This is a genomic window from Paenibacillus sacheonensis (assembly GCF_009909195.1).
Lineage (GTDB): Bacteria > Bacillota > Bacilli > Paenibacillales > Paenibacillaceae > Paenibacillus_Z > Paenibacillus_Z sacheonensis.
In genome coordinates this window covers 79,051-99,847 of sequence record NZ_JAAAMU010000025.1, presented here as the reverse complement: position 1 = coordinate 99,847, position 20,797 = coordinate 79,051, and the positions used below count along the sequence as shown (strand labels likewise).

Genomic DNA, 20,797 nt, shown 5'->3' with positions numbered 1-20,797 from the left:
CGCTCATTTTGATTAGAATTCATGATGTAGTCTCCTTGGTTTGTTTTTGGATCCGGTCGCTGGCGAGCATCTGGGACCCATAAACATCATACCAAGGAGTCTTTTCATTTCTCAAACCTCGTATTTCTTCATAATAGGAATGCTGCCCTTTAGTTTAATGAAATAAGGAGCAGCTATCGTGGCGGCTAACTTCTCCTGGATCTTTAAACTATCGTTCTCCGTTAGCTTAAGAGCTGATGTTGACTTATGAGTTAAATATAGAGTCGATCTTCTCTCTGTCGTAATTTAAAATCCAGTGATTATATTTAAGGTAAAGCTCTCTTAGGGATTCCTTTGAACTTGAAACAATATCCAATCCTCTGCTGTCATAAAAATAAAAGATAGTATTACGCGTTTTATTCACGAAAAAAATTCTATAATCCGAGAAGAGGAAGGGTACTGGCCTAATATCTGATGTCTTACAGTTCATTACATAACGGTAGGACTCCCATCCCTCGTCCTCCTCATCTTCATTAGATAGCGTAATACTTTCACAGCTAAGATTTTTTAAAACATCCTTGCTTTTGACTCCTCGTTTAAACACATTAATTTTGAATGGCTTTCTCTTCTTTCGAAAATCGAGGAATAAGACAATAAATAATTCGTCACTATCACTATGTGCATGCTTAAATAGATCGAAAGAACGAAAATGAACTTGTTCTCTGTATTTCTCATCTGAAACTAAAGGATTCGGGTCCCCGATTTCATATCGAATACCGACATTCGCATTATAAAATAGAGGAGATTCCAATTTCAGTCCTGGGAATTCTTTGTTAAGATACCGATCAAGTAATGACATCATACATATCCCACCTTTAAAAAGACTACTCCATTCTTTTGCTACTATAGTACCATATATTGTAACTATACTGCCCGTTACTTCAATGGAAAAAGGCAGCCGATCGTTAGACTAGCCGCAAAAACGAGCGCCTCCGGTACGATGGGTTAGTCACGGGCCATAGCCCTTTAGCCATTATAAGGAGGTCGCTCTTGTTCGCCAATACGGCCGGTATTGGGTTTCACAGCGTACATAAGAAATAGCCGCTCGTTTCCCGACGGGAAGACGAGCGGCTACCTTAAGCTATTAACTGCAAGCTATTAACGGCGAGGAGTGATGAGGTGTTATGGATTTTGCGTTACAGTCACATCGTCGAAGTCGGCCCACTGGCCCGTATTTGATCCTGTATCCGAATATAATCCGATTTGCAGGTAGCCCGTACTGATGGTAACCGTATAACTCTCCTTATGCCACGCGCTATTATTTTGCGTCGCAACATACGTATCGCTTCCGCCCCAACCCTTGAGCACTAAAGAAGTGCTTATATTTGCGCTTCTTTTCGTGTAGAAAGACACCGTATAGGATCCGTTCGGAAGAGTGATATTTTGGAACGTCGACACTTTAAACGCTGCCCCGCTGTTGTTATGAGCCAACTTGGCCGTGCTGCCCAGTCCCGAATTGGGCCCGGTCGTGCTGGTAGAGCTGGCATTCACGTCGTTCCACTCCGACCAGTTTTGCGGCGTCTGCGTCGGAGCGCTCTCGTCGAAACCGCCATTATTCTGCACCTCTAAGGTTTTCTCTATCGATACGTCGTCAAAGGCGGCCCATTGGCCCGTATTCGCTCCCGTATCCGTAAAGAAGGCGATTTGCAGATAGCCCGTACTGACCGCAACCGTATAGCTTTCCTTATGCCACGCGCTATTGTTTTCCGTATTCTCGACGATATCGGCGCCGCCCCAACCCTTAAGCACTAATGCGCTGTTAGCATTCGCGCTTCTATTCGTGTAAAAGGACACCTTATAGATGCCGTTCGGAAGATAAATATCTTGGAACGTAGATACCTTAAACGCAGCGCCGGCATTGTAATGATACAGCTTGGCCGTGCTGCCCAGTCCCGGGTTCGGTCCGGACGTGCTGGCAGAACTGGCGTTAACGTCGTTCCACTCCGACCAGCCTTGCGGCGTTTGCGTCGGTGCGCCCGCGTCGAAGCTGGCATTCAGGGGATCCAAGGTTCTCGTGACCGATACGTCGTCGAAGTCGGCCCATTGGCCCGTATTCGCTCCCGTATCCGTATAGAAGCCGATTTGCAGGTAGCCCGTAGTGACCTTAACCGTATAACTTTCCTTATGCCATGAGCTACTGTTTTGGGTCGCGACGTAAGTATCGCTGCCGCCCCAGCCCTTGAGCACTAATGAACTGCCCGCATTTGCGCTTCTGCTTGTGTAGAACGACACCTTGTACGTTCCATTCTGAACGTAAAGATCTTGGAACGTTGAAACCTTGAACGCCGCGCCGCCGTTGTTGTGAGACAGCTTGGCCGTGCTGCCTAGTCCGGGGTTAGGCCCGGACGTGCTGCTGGAGCTGGCATTCACGTCGTTCCACTCCGACCAACCTTGCGGAGTTTGTGTCGGTGCGGCCGCATCAAAACTGCCATTCTGCACGCTGTTCGCGGACTGCGACTCGTGGGCGCCAATATCGATGAAACCATTATACCCGACCGGATTGCCCCAGAGATCCTGGCCGCCGTTATTGTCAATGGTAATGCCGTTATCGATCGCCGGCGATGAAGGCTGCAGCTTGTAATTGGCCGCATAGCTCATGCCGTCGCCCGCCGATCCCGGGTTCACGAATTTGGGATTCGCCGAGATTCCGCGAGTATCTCCGGAGTATTTCGGAATCGGATAGTAGAGGTTGGAATTAACATCGGCATTTCCCCAATCCGTCGGACTCGTTTGGAAGTTAAAGATATTGTTATAGAATTTAACCGCGGAATTGACGACATTGCTCCTGTTATTGACCGTCATCTTGCCGGATGAATTATAAAACGTATTATTGTATACCTCGACCGCAAGATTTTCATCCGAAAAGTGAACCATTGCGCCGACATCGTTGACGCTTACGTTATAACGCAAGATAGATTTGTTATAATTCGGCAGCGGTACCGCCGCCACGCATCTGACGCAGTTAAGGAAGAAACCGCCCTGATTCTCATGGGTGTAATTGTATTGATAAGTATGCGTGCCGCCTGCTCCCCAGTCGGTATCGAACGCCGTCCCGTCCCCTTGGAACATTCGAGTTCTGCCTACTTCATTATATTGCCAGGTAGGATCCAATGAAGATGTGGACCATATCCCTGCGATGAGTACGGTATCGTTATAAGTACCGTTCGCTCCCGCATCCAGCACCTGGTTGTATTGAATAAGGGGCTTTGTCGAATGTCCGACGATAATGGCGTCGGCGCCGGTTCTTACGATCGTATTATTTTGAACGAGCACATTGGTATTGTAATGAGCCGAATTCGGCGCGTCGTCGCCTTGCCCGATCCCAATCCCGATTACTTTGATATCGTGAATGTAATTGCCTTCGATACGAACATCGTCCATATGATTCGCGGCGGTTGTCGTCCCAGGATACCCGATCCAAATCGCTTGATTGACATACATATCGACGCCTCTGCGATAATCGCCGTCAATATCATGAATATCGTTGTTTTGCACGTATATTTTAGAAGCAATTCCAGGGGATTGCGCCGTTATCCTGATCCCGTATCTTCGGGCAACGTTCGAAGCATTATTGGAAATGTCCAAATTCGAGATTGTCCAGTACGCCGCATTCGTCAGATAGACCGTTTGCATCGCGCCGTTGCCTTCAATATGAGGTTTATTGCCGGTACCGTACATGCTGATCGTAATCTGTCCCGTACTATCTCCGTTTCCATTCGGTTGAAGCGTTCCCGTCCACGAGCCGCCTGCCTTGAACAGGATTTGATCTCCGGGTTGGAACGTTTGACTATTTACTTTGGCAAGCGACTTCCAGGCAGAACTCGTAGCGGTTCCGCTGTTCGAATCGTTGCCCGAGGCCGAATCCACATAATAAACCGTCCCGTTGGCGAGTGCGGGCTGCGGGAAACTTACGCCGAGCCAAACCAACAACAGCGCGATCAATCCTGCCCCAATACTATTTCTTACATTTCCCATAACGAACCTCCTTATTTACTTTCAATAGAAGAGCGAAACCCATTCGGAACGCTTCGAAACGCTTTTCAAATGTCGGTGTCGTCCTGGACATAGGACTTATTGATTATTTCGACATCTGCCGCTTTAACCAGACGATCCAGCAACCGGCTGTACTTTGCATCCCGAAGATCCGTTCTTATTTTATCCTTCAGCTCGTTTGCGGACTGATCGGCGCTGAAGCTATCCTTGTTATCCTGATAATAGGATTGAATCTCTTCTTCGCTCACGGCAGCCTCATTAAGCTTTTTCTTCAAGTGCTCTACTCTCTCGGCTTGAATGTAACGATAATAAATCGGCAAAGTAAATTGTTGAGGTCCATATATGGGTTGTTTTAATTTCACCGCTTCTTTCCGTTTTTCATTTTCGTTAGTCCAATCCTTTTGCAGCTTTTCATAGGAGATGTCTTCTATCATCCCGTTTGCCTTCATGGAAAGGCTTTCAACCTTTAAGCGAATTAGATAATCGATTGCGGATTGCTTTAGCATTCTCGCGGGCACTTCTCCGCCGTGGTCGGCAGACCAAAATTCGGGACTGTCGGTCACGCCGTACTTTTGGGTGAAATACGAATATACGGACGGTCTCAGCTCGGATAACACCAGTTGAAATTCCGCCCGAGTAACGGGTTCTTTGTTAACGTAGAAAACGATGGATTCATTCGAATCCGTCTCGGAAGAGGAGACCGTCCTTGCATACAGGATTATAGCCAATGTCAACGTCAACAGAATGGAAGCGACATAAACCCATTTTCTTAAAGCCACCGTAATGCTCCCTCCCCTATTTGATTTCAGTCATCCCGTGCAGAAGAGAAATCATATCGATTTCTCTTCACGCCGAGCAACTTCCTCTTAATTTTGTGTGACCGTCAGATCGTCAAAGTCGGCCCATTGGCCCGTATTCGTTCCTGTGTCCGAATATAATCCGATTTGCAGATAGCCCGTACTGACCGTTACCGTATAACTCTCCTTATGCCACGCGCTATTATTTTGCGTCGCAGCGTAAATATCGCTGCCGCCCCAACCCTTGAGCACTAACGAAGTGCTTACGTTAGCGGTTCTTTTCGTGTAGAAAGACACCGTGTAGGATCCGTTCGGAAGAGCAATATCCTGGAACGTCGACACTTTAAACGCCGCTCCGCCGTTGTTATGAGCCAACTTGGCCGTGCTGCCCAGCCCCGAATTAGGCCCGGACGTACTGGTGGAGCTGGCATTCACGTCGTTCCACTCCGACCAGCCTTGCGGCGTCTGCGTCGGCGCGCCCGCGTCGAAGCTGCCGTTATTTTGCGCCTCCAAGGTTCTCGCTATTGATACATCGTCAAAGGCTGCCCATTGGCCCGTATTCGCTCCCGTATCCGTCAAGAAGGCGATTTGCAGGTAGCCCGTGGTGACGTTAACCGTATAGCTTTCCTTATGCCATGAGCTATTGTTTTGCGTCGTAACGTATTTATCGCTGCCGCCCCAACCTTTGAGCACTAGCGAGCTGTTCGCATTCGCGGTTCTGCTCGTATAGTAGGAGATCGTATAGACTCCGTTCGGAAGATATATATCTTGAAACGTAGAAACTTTAAACGCGGCGCCGGCATTGTAATGATACAGCTTGGCCGTGCTTCCCAGTCCCGGGTTCGGTCCGGACGTGCTGGTAGAGCTGGCGGTCACGTCGTTCCACTCCGACCAGCCTTGCGGCGCTTGCGTCGGCGCGCCTACGTCGAAGCTGGCATTCAGGGGATCTAAGGTTCTCGTGACCGATACGTCGTCGAAGTCGGCCCATTGGCCCGTATTCGCTCCCGTATCCGTATAGAATCCGACTTGCAGGTAGCCCGTAGTGACCTTAACCGTATAACTTTCCTTATGCCACGAGCCATTGTTTTGCGTAGCGACGTAAGTATCGCTGCCGCCCCAGCCCTTGAGCACTAATGAACTGTTCGCATTCGCGCTTCTGCTTGTGTAGAAAGACACCTTATACGTTCCATTCTGAACGTAAAGATCTTGGAACGTTGAAACCTTGAACGCCGCGCCGCCATTGTTGTGAGCCAGCTTCGCCGTGCTGCCCAGTCCGGGGTTCGGCCCGGACGTGCTGCTGGAGCTGGCATTCACGTCGTTCCACTCCGACCAACCTTGCGGAGTTTGTGTCGGTGCGGCCGCATCAAAGCTGCCATTCTGCACGCTATTCGGGGACTGCGACTCGTGGGCGCCAATATCGATGAAACCATTATAGCCGACCGGATTGCCCCAGAGATCCTGGCCGCCGTTATTGGCGATGTTAATGCCATTATCGATCGCCGGCGATGAAGGCTGCAGCTTGTAATTGGCCGCATAGCTCATGCCGTCGCCCGCCGCTCCCGGGTTAACGAATTTGGGATTCGCCGAGATCCCGCGAGTATCGCCGGCGTACTTCGGAATCGGATAGTAGAGGTTGGAATTAACGTCCGCATTTCCCCAATCCGTCGGACTCGTTTGGAAGTTAAAGATGTTGTTATAGATTTTAACCGCGGAATTAACGGGATTGCTCCTGTTATTGACCGTCAGATTGCCTGATGACTTATAGAACGTATTATTGTATAACTCGATGCCTAGGTTTTCATCCGAGAAGTGAAGCATGGCGCCGACATCGTTGACGCTTACGTTATACCGCAAGATGGTTTTGTTAAAAACCGGTAACGGCGTCGCTGTAGCGCATTTGATGCAGTTCAAGAAGAATCCGCCCTGATTCTCATGGGTGTAATTATATTGGAACGTATGCGTGCCCGCCGCGCCCCAGTCGGTATCAAATGCCGTCCCGTCGCCTTGGAACAACCGGGTTCTGCCGACTTCGTTATATTGCCATACGGGGTCGATCGAAGCGGTCGACCATATGCCCGCGATGAGCACCGTATCGTTATAGGTACCGTTCGCTCCCGCGTCCAACACCTGGTTGTATTGAATGATGGCGTTCGTGGTATGTCCAATGATCATGCCGTCGGCGCCGGTTCTGGCGATCGTATTGTTTTGTATAAGCACGTTCGTATTGTAAGGCGATGAATTGGGAATGCCGTTGGTTTGCCCGACCGCTATCCCGATTACTTTAATATCGTGAATGTAATTGCCTTCGATCCGAACATCGTCCATATGATTCGTGGCGGTCGTGTTCCCGGGATAACAAATAGAAATCGCTTGATTGCTATACATAGCCACGTTTCTTCGATAGTCCCCGTCGATATCGTGAATATCATTATCTTGCACGTATATTTTACGGGCGATTCCGGTGGATGTCGTCGTAATCACGATCCCGGATCTTTTGGCAAGGTTCGAAGCGTTATTGGAAATGTCCAGGTTCGAGATCGTCCAATACTCCGCATTCGTCAAATAGACCGTTTGCTCGGCGCCGTTGCCTTCAATATGAGGTTTGTTGCCGGTACCGTACTTGCTGATCGTAATCTGTCCCGTACTGTCTCCGTTTCCTTTCGGTTCAAGCGTTCCCGTCCACGAGCCGCCTGCCTTGAATAGGATTTGATCTCCCGGTTGAAACGTTTGACTGTTTACTTTGGCGAGCGACTGCCAAGCCGAGCTCGTACCGGTTCCGCTGTTCGAATCGTTGCCCGAGGCCGAATCCACATAATAAACCGTCCCGTTGGCGTATGCGGGCTGCGGCAAGCCAACGCCGAACCAGACCACTAACAGAGCGATTAATCCCGCCCCTATGTAATATCTTATATTCCCCATAACGAACCTCCCTGTAAGTGCTTTCAATTGTGCGTGGAACTCATGCAGATCAACTACAATGCCGGTTATCTTTGCCTAGGTTGCTTTAATTTCACCGCCCTTTTCCGATATTCATTTTCATCGTTCCAGTCCTCTGCAGCTTTTCATAGGAAATCTCTTCTACCCTTCCACCTTCTAGCGAATTAACGTTTCCATGGCGGATTGCATGAGACTGCGGCAGCACCTCCCCCCGTACTAGGCGGCTTAATACGATCAGGTCGAATTTATAGCCCAGCCCCGTTCAACGACCACTCCTGTTCTCCTGGGCCGATCACGAGTTGGCTGTCCCCTCCATCAGACATCTCGAGAAGCACCTCTATTCCTTTAGGAACATTCGCATGGCATCTTATACCGTCAACCTCTCTACGCCAACCAAACGACAACTTTCCGTACGGCGTCCACACGCTCGCCTCGGCAAAATCAAGATCCGGAGGCAAATAAGGCTTAATCAACGCCGATTTGAAACCGGGCGCAGTAGAGCGAATGCCCACAATATATTCTTGGAGCAGCCTCGCGGGATAACCGTTCCAAGCATGCGAGTGGCTTTCGACATCCTCCCATCCTTCCCACATCGTGCTTGCGCCTTGATTGATCATGTACCCCCAACCAGGATATTCCCGGCTGCTCAAAATCCCGTATGCTCTTGCGGCTTCTCCCTGTTCAAAGAAAGCGCGCAACAGCGGCAACGACAACACGGTCTTACATTCCCATTCTCTTGAGGCCGCATAAATGAGCGCTTGGCTGCGATGTTCCTCCGGTATTAGATTCGCATACAGCGCATAAGCCGTAACGCCCTGGTGCGCGTAGAGGGATCCGAAACTATCGCGATAAGCGCTTCTGGAAGGATCGAACAACGCTTGTTCGATGTTCTTGACCAATGTTTCCGCCCTTTCCGTCCAAATAGCTTTTTCGCGCTTCCTTCCGATTAAATCAGCAACTTTCGCCGCAATGCGAAGCGCATTCGCCAACTTTAATTGTTGCACGGTCAGATAATTTCCCGAATCGTCCACCGTAGGGTAAGGCCAATCGCTGATGTTCCAGCCGCCACCTTTTGGCAGCAGTCCAGTAACCTCGTCCAGACGCTCCATATAGCCGGCCAACATACGGAATAGCGAGCCGCAATGGGCAGACAACGCCTCTTCGTCGCCCGTTGCCTCGTACAGCTTCCATAATAGCGTCGCGAAATGCAAATCCCATTCCGGTATTCGAATACGAAACAGTTCGCGATAGTTTCCCGGAGCCACGAAAGGGAACGTGCCGTCCTCCAATTGAGCGTCTTCGAAGTCTTCTAAAGTCTTCCGAATGATCTGAACGCCATCGAAGTTGTAAAATAGCGTCTCGGCTTGCAAATCCGCATCGGCTAAATATTGCGCCTGTTCTCGGTGAGGACAGTCGACCACTTGGCCCAGCACGTTGTTTTTCTGGGTCGCGATGCAGGCATCGTACATTCGGTTCAAAAACGGATCCGAGCAACGGAAATTTCCAGCCTGGGCGAGCGCGGTGTGAACATGACAGACCCTAAGACCCGTACCTGGCTCGATTCGCTCCGGATATCCGGTCACCTCCACGTATCGGAAGGCTTTGTAAGAGAACGAAGGCTGCCATTCTTCTTCCTCATCCCCGCGCATACGATATTGATCGTAATAGAACGCGGAATCCTCATTGCAGACGCGATGCGCGACTCGGCCGTGCTCATCTAGGTTTTCGGCATACCTTAGCCTGACCGTAGAACCCCGATAGCCTTTCAGTTTCAACTTGGGCCAACCGCTTACGATTCTCCCCGTATCGAACACTTGCACGTATCCGTTATCGGTATGCTGTCGGTAAATCTCCTCAGGGAGTATCTCGCATTCGACTTCCCCTTCCGGTATACGCTGTCGTTCAAGCCTCCAGTTCGCGCTTTCGGCATGCGCTATTTTCGCTTTGGAAACGCGTAAAGCATGCCGCCCCGGCAAACGCCAATTCGTTTCCAACTTGGAAGCGTCGAAATCTTCAATCGCGGACACGCTTCGGTTCTGCTGATAAGGGGTCCCGATTGCATGCGGCGACTCTATTAATACTTCCCATGACTTCCCGCTTGCGATGACGGAATGCGAGCCGTCTTTATATACTAGAGCCAACTCAAGCCAAAACCCGGGTAACCCGTCGGCGTAATTCTGTCCGCCTCCCCCTAAATAGTGGGCGTCCGCCGTCAAGCAATGCCGCTCGCCGCTCTCTCGAAAAAAAGCAGTGATGTCATATTCCGTATAATATTTTCTCGCTCGGGGATCGGTCGGCGCAGGAGATACCCACCCGCCCAGCCGTTCGCCGTTCAAGTACGCTTGAACCGTATTGTGAGCGGATACCCGCAAGATTGCCGAAACCGGCTCTTTCTTGACGACGAATTCTTTGCGGAAATACGCAAAGTCATTTTTGCAGATCCTTCTCGATCTCCATATCCACATCGGTTTCATGTCGCTAACCATTTGAGTCCTCCACCCTAATCGAATCTTTACTCGCTGCAAGGAAAGAACAAGTCTCGCAATGCTTCGTAATAAATCCAATGACCGTAATCATTCGGATGGTTAATGTTGTTTAGCAATAAGCTTTCCGGAGACTTGCCAGCCTCTAACTCGCTCATCCATAAACGATGAACGTCAGCTATCGGAACGTTTCGTTCCTTGCCTATTCTTCTCAGCGTTTCCGCATATCTGGCAAGGTCTCCGCTCGTATGCTGCCATTCCGGATTCGGCTCGCAAGGCGTTAGAAGAATAAGGGCAGCCGCATGTTTTTCTCGCATCGCATTCACTATAGCGATCATATTGCTCTCGTATCGCGCAAGCGGAACGCCGTTACCGTGGGCGTATTTGTTTTGATCGTTCATGCCGAAACCGACGATGGCCAGGTCGGGTTGGATATTTTCAAGCTCGTTATGAATTCTCGCAATGCCGTCTTCGCTTGTTTCTCCTCCGATAGAACGATTGTCGATGTGAATTCGGCACCCGGGATAACGGCTTCGGAGGTCCGAACTTAACCTTTCGAAATAAGATTTGTTCTCGACGCTTGTATCGGCGCCCGTACTGATCGAATCACCGAATATCATGATGGCGACCTCTTTGCCGTACCGGAGCTTGGTCAAAAACAGCTCCAATTCGGCGTATTGCAGGCGGTTAGGGGAAGCGACTTTCTTGAAGGATTCTGATTCGTATTCATATTTGACATACATCGTATAACTTAGATTGCTATAGTCACTATATTGGGTATGGTCAAACTCCCGAATACCGCACAGCGGGTGCATGGACCAATCCGGGATCCGACTCTCCAGCGTACGATATATTCGACCGTTCTCGTAATCGACCTTAAAGTCGATTCCTTCTACGTACATCGTATCTTCGGCATGCGCTCTCATCGATACCTCCCCTGACTTCCTTGGCAAGTACCTCATAATCTGTTTCTCTTCTCCTACGAAAACGAAGGATTCTTCCTCCTGAACCTGGAACAGAGTGCGATCTTTGGTGCTTCGACTATCGCTCATTCGTCAGCCACTCCCGTATTCGCTTCATTTGCTTGAAACCGCGCGAGACGAACCAGGCGCGGTCTCATCATTCTAAGCTACCTTACAAAACCAGCCTTACCGATTTACTGCAGCATCAAGAGAATATTTCGGTTTATAGCCAAAAGCCAAATTTGCTCTTTCTGAAGAAATCAGGGCTCCTCTGCCTTCGATGTTCGCATTCAGAAGCGGTAAGTATTCCGGCCGGAACTTATGCAAGAGTTCCATCGTTGACTCTGGACGATTCGTATCTGAAGCATTAATGGTATAAGCGCCGAATCCCGGCAAATCGGATTCCTCCAGTGCCTGTCTTATCGCGATTGCAATATCCCTTACATGTACCCAAGTGAACAGGTCCATTGGCCACTCCTCGGTCTGCGACAACCCTTGCTCCATTGCGCGATCATAAACCTCATCGCTCCATACCCCACCGAATCGAAGAGCTGCGGTACGGATACCGTACGCGCGATGGAACGATTCGCATGTCAGTTCGTTAACCAACTTGCTTAAACTATAAGGATCTTGAGGCTCAGGATGGAAAGCCTCTGTCAGCGGGAAATGCGTATAGGCGATCGGCGATTGCCGGATGCGCCAATAGAACGTACCGAAAGCATTGATGCTCGATGCGGCAATAAAGCGGTTTACGCCGGCCAATCTCGCCGCGTCCAGCAATGCATACGTTCCACTGGCGTTGAAATAAAACGTTTCTTGCCCTGTTTCGGGCAATCCGGAAGGAATCGCGGCCAAGTGCACGACCGCGTCTACATCGCGAATGATAGCTTGCATGGCAGCCGTATCCATGATGTCTGCTTGGTAAAACGGCCAATCCGTTTGAAAAGGGGAGCTGACGCGACCGCCGGGAACGAACATCGTCGCTTCCTCGGGACGCTGACGATCGATAAGAACGAGTTCATGACCACGTTCTTCTAATTCCTGTATCAACTTTCTTCCTACGAATCCGCAAGCTCCGGTGATGACAACCTTCATGCTTTCACGCTCCAATCAATAGTCATTCCCAAGAATGGTTCCTTATTGTCTATCAGCATTTGATATAAGAGCGGCGCTTCCTCGCAATTCCCTCGATGCGTGATAAGCGGGGCCAGACGAATCGCTCCTTCGTTCATAAGAGAAAGCGTCGCTTCAATTCGCGTCCGCGTCCAGTCCGAAACAAAGTGGCACGTAAATCCATGCGCTTGCAGCAAAGCCATATCCACCCATGCCCGATCCGTCGAATGCCCGCAATACACGATTTGGCCGTAACCGGGTTCCAACAGCGGCATATAAGATTGCCCAGCCTCTTCGTTCTGTACCGTGTCGAGGACGCCAGTCACAAACGCCGTCTTTGTTATTTCTTGTACGCGCTTTGCAACCGAGCCTTCCGCAGCGTTAACGACAAAGTCTGCGCTATGCTTGCCGCCGATCGCCAGTCGCTCTGTCCGCCTGCCGACCAGAATCGTGCGAGCCCCTCTTGCTCTAGCGGCCTGCGAAGCGCACTGGCCTATGATTCCATCGCCATAAATGACGACCCAGTCCTTTTCTTTCATAAGGAGACGGGAAGCCGCATTGTATCCGACTTGCACAACGACGATACCTGAGGCATCTTCATCTCCGACATTATCGGGAATACGATAGATTTCTCCGCTTTTCGTGTTGCCCAACGATAGATGCGCCCCCCAATTGGAGGCAATTCCCGGGACGCTCATTCCGCTTGTTGCGATGACCCTGTCGCCGATATTGATATCCCGAACGTCTTTGCCGACTTTTTCGACGACGCCTACTCTCTGATAACCCGGAATGCAAGGAAAGGGCGTTCCGGCGCGAGAGAATCGGTCGGACAAAATCCATCTTTCCGTACCCGCGCTAATCATGGACTTGATGGTCCGTACCTGAACTTCATCATGCATAGGCAACGGCACGTCAACCTCAATTAAACGAACCTCATTGCGCGCTTGAAACACGATCGCTTTCTCACTCATGCCGATTCACTCCGCTTGCTTGCATATTTGCTATCCTTTCACGCTGCCGAGCACGATTCCTTTTACGAAGTAACGCTGCAGGAATGGATACGCGAGAATAATCGGCAGTGCGCCAAGAAAGATTTGGGAAGCTTTTGCCGTACGATCCGACACATCCTTTAAAACTTCGAAATCTTTGCCCGACATCGAGGTCAAATCGATGTGGACGAGAATCGTCTGCATGTAGGTCGACAACGGAAAGTGCTCGGGCACTTTCATAAGAATCAAACCGTCGAACCACGAGTTCCAGTGCCATACGATCGTGAACAGCGTGATGGTCGCTAGCGCCGGCGTTGACAATGGAACATAAATTTTCCATAAAATCGTCCAGTGGCCTCCGCCGTCGATAGATGCCGATTCATCCAACTCCTTCGGCAATCCCCGGAAAAAATTAAGAAGCAAAATGATATTGAACACGGGAACAGCACCGGGCAGAATAAGCGCCCATATGGTGTCCATAATGCCGGTCCACTTAATTGTCATATACCAAGGAATAAGTCCGCCATTAAACAAAATCGTAAAGACGAAAATCCACGCGTACAACGTTCTAAACCGAAAATCCGAGCTTTCCTTGGACAAGGGATAAGCGACAAGCAGTGTCAGCAACAAATTAACGACGGTCCCCAATCCTACCCGCTGCAAGGTAACAACGATGGAGTCCAAAAAAGCCGGTTTGCTGAGAATGAATCTGTAAGCATCCGTCGTGAAACCGACCGGCCACAGCTTGACCAGTCCGGCCGCCGCCGAGCTGTTGTTGCTGAACGATAAAGCAAGGACATGTACCAGCGGCAAAATGCATATAAGTGACAGTAATGACAAGAACGTGATGTTTAACCCATTAAACAGTCGGTAACTGACGCTTGCTTTCATATTTACATCCCTCCACTGCTAGAAAATCCGGTAATTCGCCAACCGATAAGCCAGAAAATAGGACAAAGATACCATGAAGAACGATACGACGGATTTGAATAGGCCGATTGCCGTAGCAACGCTATATTGCGCCTGTTCGAGTCCTGTCCGATAGACCAGCGTATCGATGATATCCCCCGTTTGATAGACGGAAGGACTGTACAGATTGAAAATTTGATCAAAACCGGCGTTCAGCACGTTACCGAGACTTAGCGTTGCCAAAAGCACAATAATCGGCAGCATGCCGGGCAGCGTGATATGCAGCGTCTGCTTCCAGCGATTCGCGCCATCGATTAGCGCCGCTTCGTACAAGGCCGGATTAATGGACGTCAACGCCGCCAAGTATACGACCGTATTGAATCCGAACTCTTTCCATACATCGGTTACGATGATCGTGAAGGGGAACCAATTGTTATCCCCGAGAAAATAGATCGGCTTTATGCCCAACATACCGAGCAATTGGTTGACAATGCCTTGCGAAGGGGACAGAATGTCGATCAAAATCCCCCCCAGGATGATCCAAGATAAAAAATGCGGTAAATAGATGAGCGTCTGCACGCCACGCTTCAGCCAATTTTTACGCAACTCATTCAGAAGCAAGGCTACGATGATCGGCACGATCTGACCGACGACGATTTTAAAAAAGGCAATGTAAAACGTATTGCCCAGTACGCGTAACGAGTTAGGCATCTCCCACACGTATCTGAAGTGCTCAAAGCCGACCCACGGATTCTCCGTAAAAGGACGTCCCGGCAAAAACTTCACGAATGCCAACGACAGCCCGAAGAAAGGCACATAACTGTAGATCAACACCAAGAGCAGGCCCGGCAGAAGCATGAAATGAAGCGGCAACTGGCGAATTGTTTTTTTTGACATTACGTTTTCACATCCTCGCAATGGAAGAGGGAGAAGCGTTGTAACGTTCTTCTCCCCCTTTATTTGATATCGTCTTATCTAGAGGCTGCCCATTCGTTGACTTCTTTCGTAATTTGGTCGCCGCCGAGCTGCTTCCAGTTTTCCACGAATTTATCGAATTCGTCGATCGACGCGGCACCCATAATGATTTTCGTGAACGTCTCTTTGAGTAACGTATCCAAGGTGCTGCTCTTCTCGCCCATCGTCGGGGTCGGAGGTCCGAAATATTCGCTCCGCATGAAAAGATTTTGATTCAACATTTGCTCGATTACTTTATAACTGCCATCGGGTCCGAATACTTTATAGTAGCCCCAGCTCTTCTCATCGCCTTCCAAATATTTGGCGACGATCGGCAATTGACCCTCTTTCGCATTTTTCATGCTCTCGACGTCGTTAGCTTCGAACAGCGTTTTCGCCTTCTTGTAAACGTCCAGGTTTTCTGTCGTCGGCGCTCCAGCGAGAATAACGTATTTAAACGTTTCAATGCCATCGTACTTCGCAGTATCCGCCTTCTCGCCTTTAATATAGTTGGAATCATAGTAGAAGTTCATCATTTTGAGCGCCGCTTCAGGATGCTCCGCATTTTTTTTCACGACATAGTATTGATTGCTCGGCACATCGAACGGCACTTGTCCTTTAGTCGGTTGTCCGTCAGCGGAAGGAAGCGCGAACGGTTCCCATTCCATTGTTTTGTCAAGATTCCTACCGTCTTGAATCGGCCAAATCGGAGTCCACATTGCGCCGTAATACATGCCCAGCTTGCCGTTAGTCACTGCTTCGGCAGCTTTGCCTCCGTCTTTTGTACCGAACTCCTTATCGATGGCTTTGTTTGCATATAACTTTTGCAACGCAGCAAGGGCAGTTTTCATCTCTGGTTGAATATTGCTGTTTACCAATTGACCGGATGCATCCTTCAACCATGTATTGTAGTACGCATGGTATCCGTTCAGGTATCCTTCGAAGCCCGGGAACCCGCCGTTTAAGTCTTTTGATAATCCAAGACCGCTCGTGTCGGCTTTTCCGTTGCCGTCCGGATCTTGCGTCGCGAATGCCTCGGCGATTTTATCCACGTCGGCCATCGTTTTCGGATCGGGAAGGTTAAGCTTTTTAAGCCAATCTTTGCGGATCCAGAGTAATGGAACTTCATCGATATCGGAACCTAGTCGAGGCAATCCAAGCAATTTACCGCCAAAGGTTGCAGAATTCAGCGCCAAGCCACCGTCATCGGTGAATATTTTTTTAGTGAAATCGGAAGCGTAGTTTTGATATACGTCGGTCAAATCGGCGATTTGGCCTGCTTCGGCCAGCTGCTTCAATTGGCCGCTGCTGACAACCATAATGTCTGCCAAATCGTTACTCGCGATCGCAACGTTCAACTTCTGATAATATTGATCGATCGGCGCTTGAAGCGTCCAATCATAATTAACTTTGATTCCGAGACCTTCTTCGTATTTTCGCGTCCACAAATTGTCCGTTGCCGATTCGCCTTCGACGAACTTAACGTTCTCGTCATAAGGACGGATGACCGATACCGTAATTGGCGGATCGTATTTACCGAGCGGATCCGCAGGCGGAGTCGACGCGTTTGCCGGTTCGTTTGCCGGCTCGTTTGCCGTTGGCGCTTCACTGTTGGCCGCCGGTGATGCATTTTCATTCGGTTTTGCATTACCGTCATTCTTGGAACTGCACCCAGTCAGGACTGAGACGAGCATAATTGCCGACGCAAGACCAAGAGACATGATTTTTGTTTTTTTCACGCATGCTTCCCCCCAAAGATTGTTTGTGGAAGATTTCTCTTCTCATTCATTAGTATAGCTTCGCTTCGGTTCGGTCCGAAATTAGACGATTTCGACTATTCTTGCTCTCTTTTTACGACTTTGCCTAATTTCCATTGCTTGTCCCCACGTCGTCAACTTACATTCGAGACTGTTCCCGGTACTCTTGGGGAGTCAGTCCGACAGCCTTCTTGAAAAACCTGTTAAAATAGGCTGCGGACTCGAACCCGACTTTCGCGGCGATATCCTGAACTTTATCGTCCGTTTTTTTGAGCCATTCCGTAGCGGAAGCCAGTCGCGCGGTCATGATGGTGTCGGATAAACTTTCTCCCGCAGCTTGCTTGTACACCCGCGATAAGTAAGAAGGATTCAGCGCAACGACTTCCCCAAGCCTGACCAGCGACAGGTCCCCGGATAAATGGGTATCGATATACTGCTTCAGCCGTTGAATGACGCTTTTTCCGTATTGCTTATACATGGTTTCTTTTCTCGAAAACACATTTTCGCCAAGCTCCGCGACGAGCGCAACCGTGTGTTCCCAATTCTTATGCGTTTCTAACTTCATGAAGCGGTCCATCACGTCCGAGCCCATCATGGTCTTAAGCAAGCCTTCATTGGCCAAAAAAGTAACAAACATCGAGATCAGGCGGTATGCTGCGGTCAATTTTAACTCCGTATCGTTTTCAAGAATGTCAACATCCAGTAATTCTTTCAGCTTCCTGCTGAACTCATCCTTCTGTCCGCTTTCTATTAGAACGAATAGGTCATCGATAATTTTACCGATTCTTCGCACGCTGTCTTCCTTAAGCGCGGCATCGGGCAACCCGCCGAAACCTTCATCGGTCAATAGCAATTCGCCTTTCCCGCCGTAACTTCTACTCATCGCTCTTCTAAGCGCCTCGTGACGGGCAGGCACGGATGGCCAATCGCAAAACCCGCTCGATAATGCGAAAGACAGATTGAGCTTGAGCAATTCCCTGCATGTTTGCTGGATTCTTTCAAAAGCCCCGCGGGCATATCCTAATACGTCGATCAGTGCGCCTTCCTCGTATAAGACCGGTTGAATCATCCACGCGATACGCGTTTTCTGATAGATGAAGGATTTAACAATGACAGCGTCATTCAAGTATTCATCCGCTATATTCTGCACGGCAAAGAGAAGAAGCGCTTTGTCCGATGAGGTGTATTGCATCCATTCGTCTACTCGGGCAATAGCTAGCAGAATAGGATGAGTCGTCATTAATGGAAGCTTCAGATCCACGAATTGCCGCTTGAACTGCTGCCCCGACTCCACTTCTCCCAACAATACTTCTTCCAGAAAATCGTTTTGCAAAAAAGGCAGCGCGTTCTGAAAACGAGCTTGAGCTTGTTCGAATTGAACATCTTTAACGAACTCCACCTCGATTTCGCTAAGAGCCCTCCGAATCGCCTCCAATACGGGTGCATCCCCTTCAGTCTTGAGAATGTAATCCGTGGCTTGAAAATGGATGGCTTCCTTGGCAAATCTAAAATCATCATGTCCGGTCAAGAAAATGACTTTACATCGCGGCCACCGCTGCTTGATATGCCGTTGCAATTCCAAACCATCCATTCCCGGCATGCAAATATCGGTCAATACGATATCGATTGTGGTTCTTTGCAACCAATCTAGCGCATCGCCGGAAGATGGCGCCTTATAGACTTCGAGATCTTCGAAATTCGCTTCTTTCACCATCGCGCATAGCCCGTTAAGTATAAACATTTCATCATCGACGATCAGAATTCGACGCATAGCTATTCTCCTTCGGCTTCATGAAATAGGTCCGGCAAATATAAAGACACTTTAAGTCCTCCCAAGACGCTCTTCTCCAAACGAACTCCCCATTTCTCTCCGAAGCGAAGGCGAATACGCCTATGCACGTTAATCATCCCCGTGCTTTCCAATCCCCCGAAGGAAGAATCTTCGAGTTTTTTCTCTAAAGCCTTTATTTTTTCCTCTGACAACGTCTCGCCGTTATCCTCCACCGAGAAAACAACTGCATTTTCTTCCAATCGATTGACCAGGGTGAGTACGATACGACCGTTCTCCGTTTTGGAGTGAAGACCGTGTTGGTAAGCGTTCTCCACTAAAGGTTGAAAAATGAGTCTGGGAATGCGAAGCGTGCCCAGCTCTTCGCATTGATAGAAGACGTCGGCTTCGATCCGGCTTTGAAATCTCATTTGCTGAATTTCCAAGTAAGACAGCGTATGATTCCACTCCTGCTCGAGATTCGCATCATTAACCGCATTGCGGGTAATGTAGATGAAATAGTCGCCTAAAAATTTAGTCGCCCTTTCGACATTTTCAAAATCGTGCATTCCCGCCATCCGATGCACCATGTAATAGGTGTTGTACAGAAAATGCGGATTGATTTGCGATTGAAGCTGCTTAAGCTCCGATTGCTGAGCCATGATTTTAGAATGATAAACGTCCTGCACCGATTGTCTAAGCCTTCCCACCATAATATTGAACTGTCCGTACATGTATTGAAATTCGTCATTGTTTTTGTGCTTGATATTAAGGTTCAGATCCCCGTTCTCGACTTTTCGGAACGCTTGAACCATCCGCCGAATCGGAGAGTGGATGGATCGAAAGATGGAATACGAGAACCCGAACACCGCGACCAGCGCCGCGCCGAACAAGCTTCTGAACCATGCGCGGTATCGGTGCAAAGGCCCAAGCACTTTTTCTTCCGGAACATATAAAGCAAGCGTCATTTTCAATAATTCCGATCTCTCGTATGCGATATAAAAAGTGCGACCCTCGCTCCTCACGATACTTCTTCCTACGCCCGTTGGTTCAGCTTGCAAAACGGCGTTTTCCATGATCTCCTTGTCGAGCGCCGAATCCTCCAATGACCCGGCGTTCGAATACCAATCCTGCTTATCGGTAAATAGCAGCGCTCCTTCGTCGCTCTCTCCGAGCATCTGTCGTAAAAAAACATTTAATTTATACTGATCGAGTTCAGACTGCAGGATGTAAAGAACATTCTTGGAAGAGACGTAGTTCGGGTTTGGATTAATCGTATTGATCAGCAGTTTTCCTTCCCAAAATGCGATGGGGGATTGTTGGGTCTTGTTCAGGTTTTTTAATTGTTCTACCTCGTTGCCCGTCATAGGAGCGATGTCGGTCAGCGGTAACAATGTTTTATTTAGTTGAGGAATAAATGCTTTTGCATGGGCAACGTACAAACTCGACGTTTCCAAGATCCACAGTTTGTTCTGTACCCGTTTCTGCATCTGCATGACGTCGTAATAAGGAAGAATGGAAGACATGCTGCTCAGTTTCGTGATATCGTCGTCCAATGCATAAAGCTCATGAAGCCGAACCAAACGATTCATTTCTGCTTCAAAAGAACTAATATTATATCGAACCCTAGTCTCCATAGACCCCCAGATTTCTTTACGAACGCTCATGGCTCCATTCTGGAAAAATTGTAACGAAACCAAGAAAGAAGGAATTACCCCGATAAGGAACAACAACATTAATTTCGGGAAAATCGTCAATCTCTTCATCCATCCGAATAGTCGCATATTTTTCATTCATCTTCCTTTTTGTGAAAGAATTTAAGTATATTAATATTTCGTTGTTACCGTGAGTTTCCCCTGTGAACATTCTTAATGGAGTAATTGGACTTTCACGACCTTTCTTGTCTTTTGTTTACCTAGTCGACAAAACTATAATCGTAACTACATCTATTAACGACAGGAGCTCGCTGTAACTTGATGCTCATGCCTAGCGCGACGGGCTTGTCGACGGATCTCACATCCCGCCGACTACGGCATGGACCAGATGGCGCATCTGCTGGCCGTTGCCATTCTCAGACATATGGAAGATCAGGGTGA

The 20,797-nt window shown here is 49.0% G+C and carries 13 protein-coding genes; all 13 read right to left on the bottom strand.

Annotated elements, in window-relative coordinates:
- Positions 1-244: 244 nt before the first annotated feature.
- A complete protein-coding gene (locus tag GT003_RS29055; protein WP_161704583.1) occupies positions 245-841 on the bottom strand; it encodes a DUF3885 domain-containing protein in 597 nt (198 codons plus the stop codon).
- Between the two features lie 320 nt (positions 842-1,161).
- Positions 1,162-4,014, bottom strand: a complete 2,853-nt coding sequence (locus tag GT003_RS29050) for a right-handed parallel beta-helix repeat-containing protein (protein WP_161704581.1) — start codon at positions 4,012-4,014, stop codon at positions 1,162-1,164.
- Positions 4,015-4,079: 65 nt separating this feature from the next.
- The gene (locus GT003_RS29045) at positions 4,080-4,811 is read right to left on the bottom strand and encodes a hypothetical protein (protein WP_161704579.1); all 732 of its coding nucleotides are present in this window, start codon (positions 4,809-4,811) and stop codon (positions 4,080-4,082) included.
- A gap of 87 nt (positions 4,812-4,898) precedes the next feature.
- Positions 4,899-7,748: a right-handed parallel beta-helix repeat-containing protein gene (locus GT003_RS29040; RefSeq protein ID WP_161704577.1), complete on the bottom strand. Its 2,850-nt coding sequence runs from the start codon at positions 7,746-7,748 to the stop codon at positions 4,899-4,901.
- Positions 7,749-8,011: 263 nt separating this feature from the next.
- Positions 8,012-10,330, bottom strand: a complete 2,319-nt coding sequence (locus GT003_RS29035; protein ID WP_161704575.1) for an alpha-L-rhamnosidase — start codon at positions 10,328-10,330, stop codon at positions 8,012-8,014.
- Positions 10,279-11,175 (bottom strand): SGNH/GDSL hydrolase family protein, encoded by an 897-nt coding sequence (locus tag GT003_RS29030; RefSeq protein WP_161704572.1) that lies wholly within the window; start codon positions 11,173-11,175, stop codon positions 10,279-10,281. Before GT003_RS29030 ends, GT003_RS29035 begins: the two co-directional genes overlap by 52 nt.
- A gap of 222 nt (positions 11,176-11,397) precedes the next feature.
- A complete protein-coding gene (locus GT003_RS29025) occupies positions 11,398-12,306 on the bottom strand; it encodes an NAD-dependent epimerase/dehydratase family protein (protein ID WP_161704570.1) in 909 nt (302 codons plus the stop codon).
- Positions 12,303-13,295: a zinc-binding dehydrogenase gene (locus GT003_RS29020; protein WP_161704568.1), complete on the bottom strand. Its 993-nt coding sequence runs from the start codon at positions 13,293-13,295 to the stop codon at positions 12,303-12,305. Before GT003_RS29020 ends, GT003_RS29025 begins: the two co-directional genes overlap by 4 nt.
- A 30-nt stretch (positions 13,296-13,325) precedes the next feature.
- Positions 13,326-14,204: a carbohydrate ABC transporter permease gene (locus tag GT003_RS29015; protein WP_161704566.1), complete on the bottom strand. Its 879-nt coding sequence runs from the start codon at positions 14,202-14,204 to the stop codon at positions 13,326-13,328.
- A gap of 18 nt (positions 14,205-14,222) precedes the next feature.
- Positions 14,223-15,119, bottom strand: coding sequence for an ABC transporter permease (locus GT003_RS29010; protein ID WP_161704564.1), 897 nt, complete (start codon positions 15,117-15,119; stop codon positions 14,223-14,225).
- Positions 15,120-15,193: 74 nt separating this feature from the next.
- Positions 15,194-16,870, bottom strand: a complete 1,677-nt coding sequence (locus GT003_RS29005) for an extracellular solute-binding protein (RefSeq protein ID WP_239566161.1) — start codon at positions 16,868-16,870, stop codon at positions 15,194-15,196.
- 202 nt (positions 16,871-17,072) lie between these two features.
- Positions 17,073-18,704 (bottom strand): response regulator transcription factor, encoded by a 1,632-nt coding sequence (locus GT003_RS29000; RefSeq protein WP_161704560.1) that lies wholly within the window; start codon positions 18,702-18,704, stop codon positions 17,073-17,075.
- A gap of 2 nt (positions 18,705-18,706) precedes the next feature.
- Positions 18,707-20,494, bottom strand: coding sequence for a sensor histidine kinase (locus GT003_RS28995; RefSeq protein ID WP_161704558.1), 1,788 nt, complete (start codon positions 20,492-20,494; stop codon positions 18,707-18,709).
- Positions 20,495-20,797: the final 303 nt, after the last annotated feature.

Coding starts and splice junctions, on each gene's coding strand:
- GT003_RS29030 (WP_161704572.1), bottom strand. CDS start 11,175: ATGAGAGCGCATGCCGAAGATACGATGTACGTAGAAGGAATCGACTTT.
- GT003_RS29005 (WP_239566161.1), bottom strand. CDS start 16,870: ATGCTCGTCTCAGTCCTGACTGGGTGCAGTTCCAAGAATGACGGTAAT.
- GT003_RS29015 (WP_161704566.1), bottom strand. CDS start 14,204: ATGAAAGCAAGCGTCAGTTACCGACTGTTTAATGGGTTAAACATCACG.
- GT003_RS29025 (WP_161704570.1), bottom strand. CDS start 12,306: ATGAAGGTTGTCATCACCGGAGCTTGCGGATTCGTAGGAAGAAAGTTG.
- GT003_RS29050 (WP_161704581.1), bottom strand. CDS start 4,014: ATGGGAAATGTAAGAAATAGTATTGGGGCAGGATTGATCGCGCTGTTG.
- GT003_RS29040 (WP_161704577.1), bottom strand. CDS start 7,748: ATGGGGAATATAAGATATTACATAGGGGCGGGATTAATCGCTCTGTTA.
- GT003_RS29010 (WP_161704564.1), bottom strand. CDS start 15,119: ATGTCAAAAAAAACAATTCGCCAGTTGCCGCTTCATTTCATGCTTCTG.
- GT003_RS29055 (WP_161704583.1), bottom strand. CDS start 841: ATGATGTCATTACTTGATCGGTATCTTAACAAAGAATTCCCAGGACTG.
- GT003_RS29020 (WP_161704568.1), bottom strand. CDS start 13,295: ATGAGTGAGAAAGCGATCGTGTTTCAAGCGCGCAATGAGGTTCGTTTA.
- GT003_RS29000 (WP_161704560.1), bottom strand. CDS start 18,704: ATGCGTCGAATTCTGATCGTCGATGATGAAATGTTTATACTTAACGGG.
- GT003_RS28995 (WP_161704558.1), bottom strand. CDS start 20,494: ATGAAAAATATGCGACTATTCGGATGGATGAAGAGATTGACGATTTTC.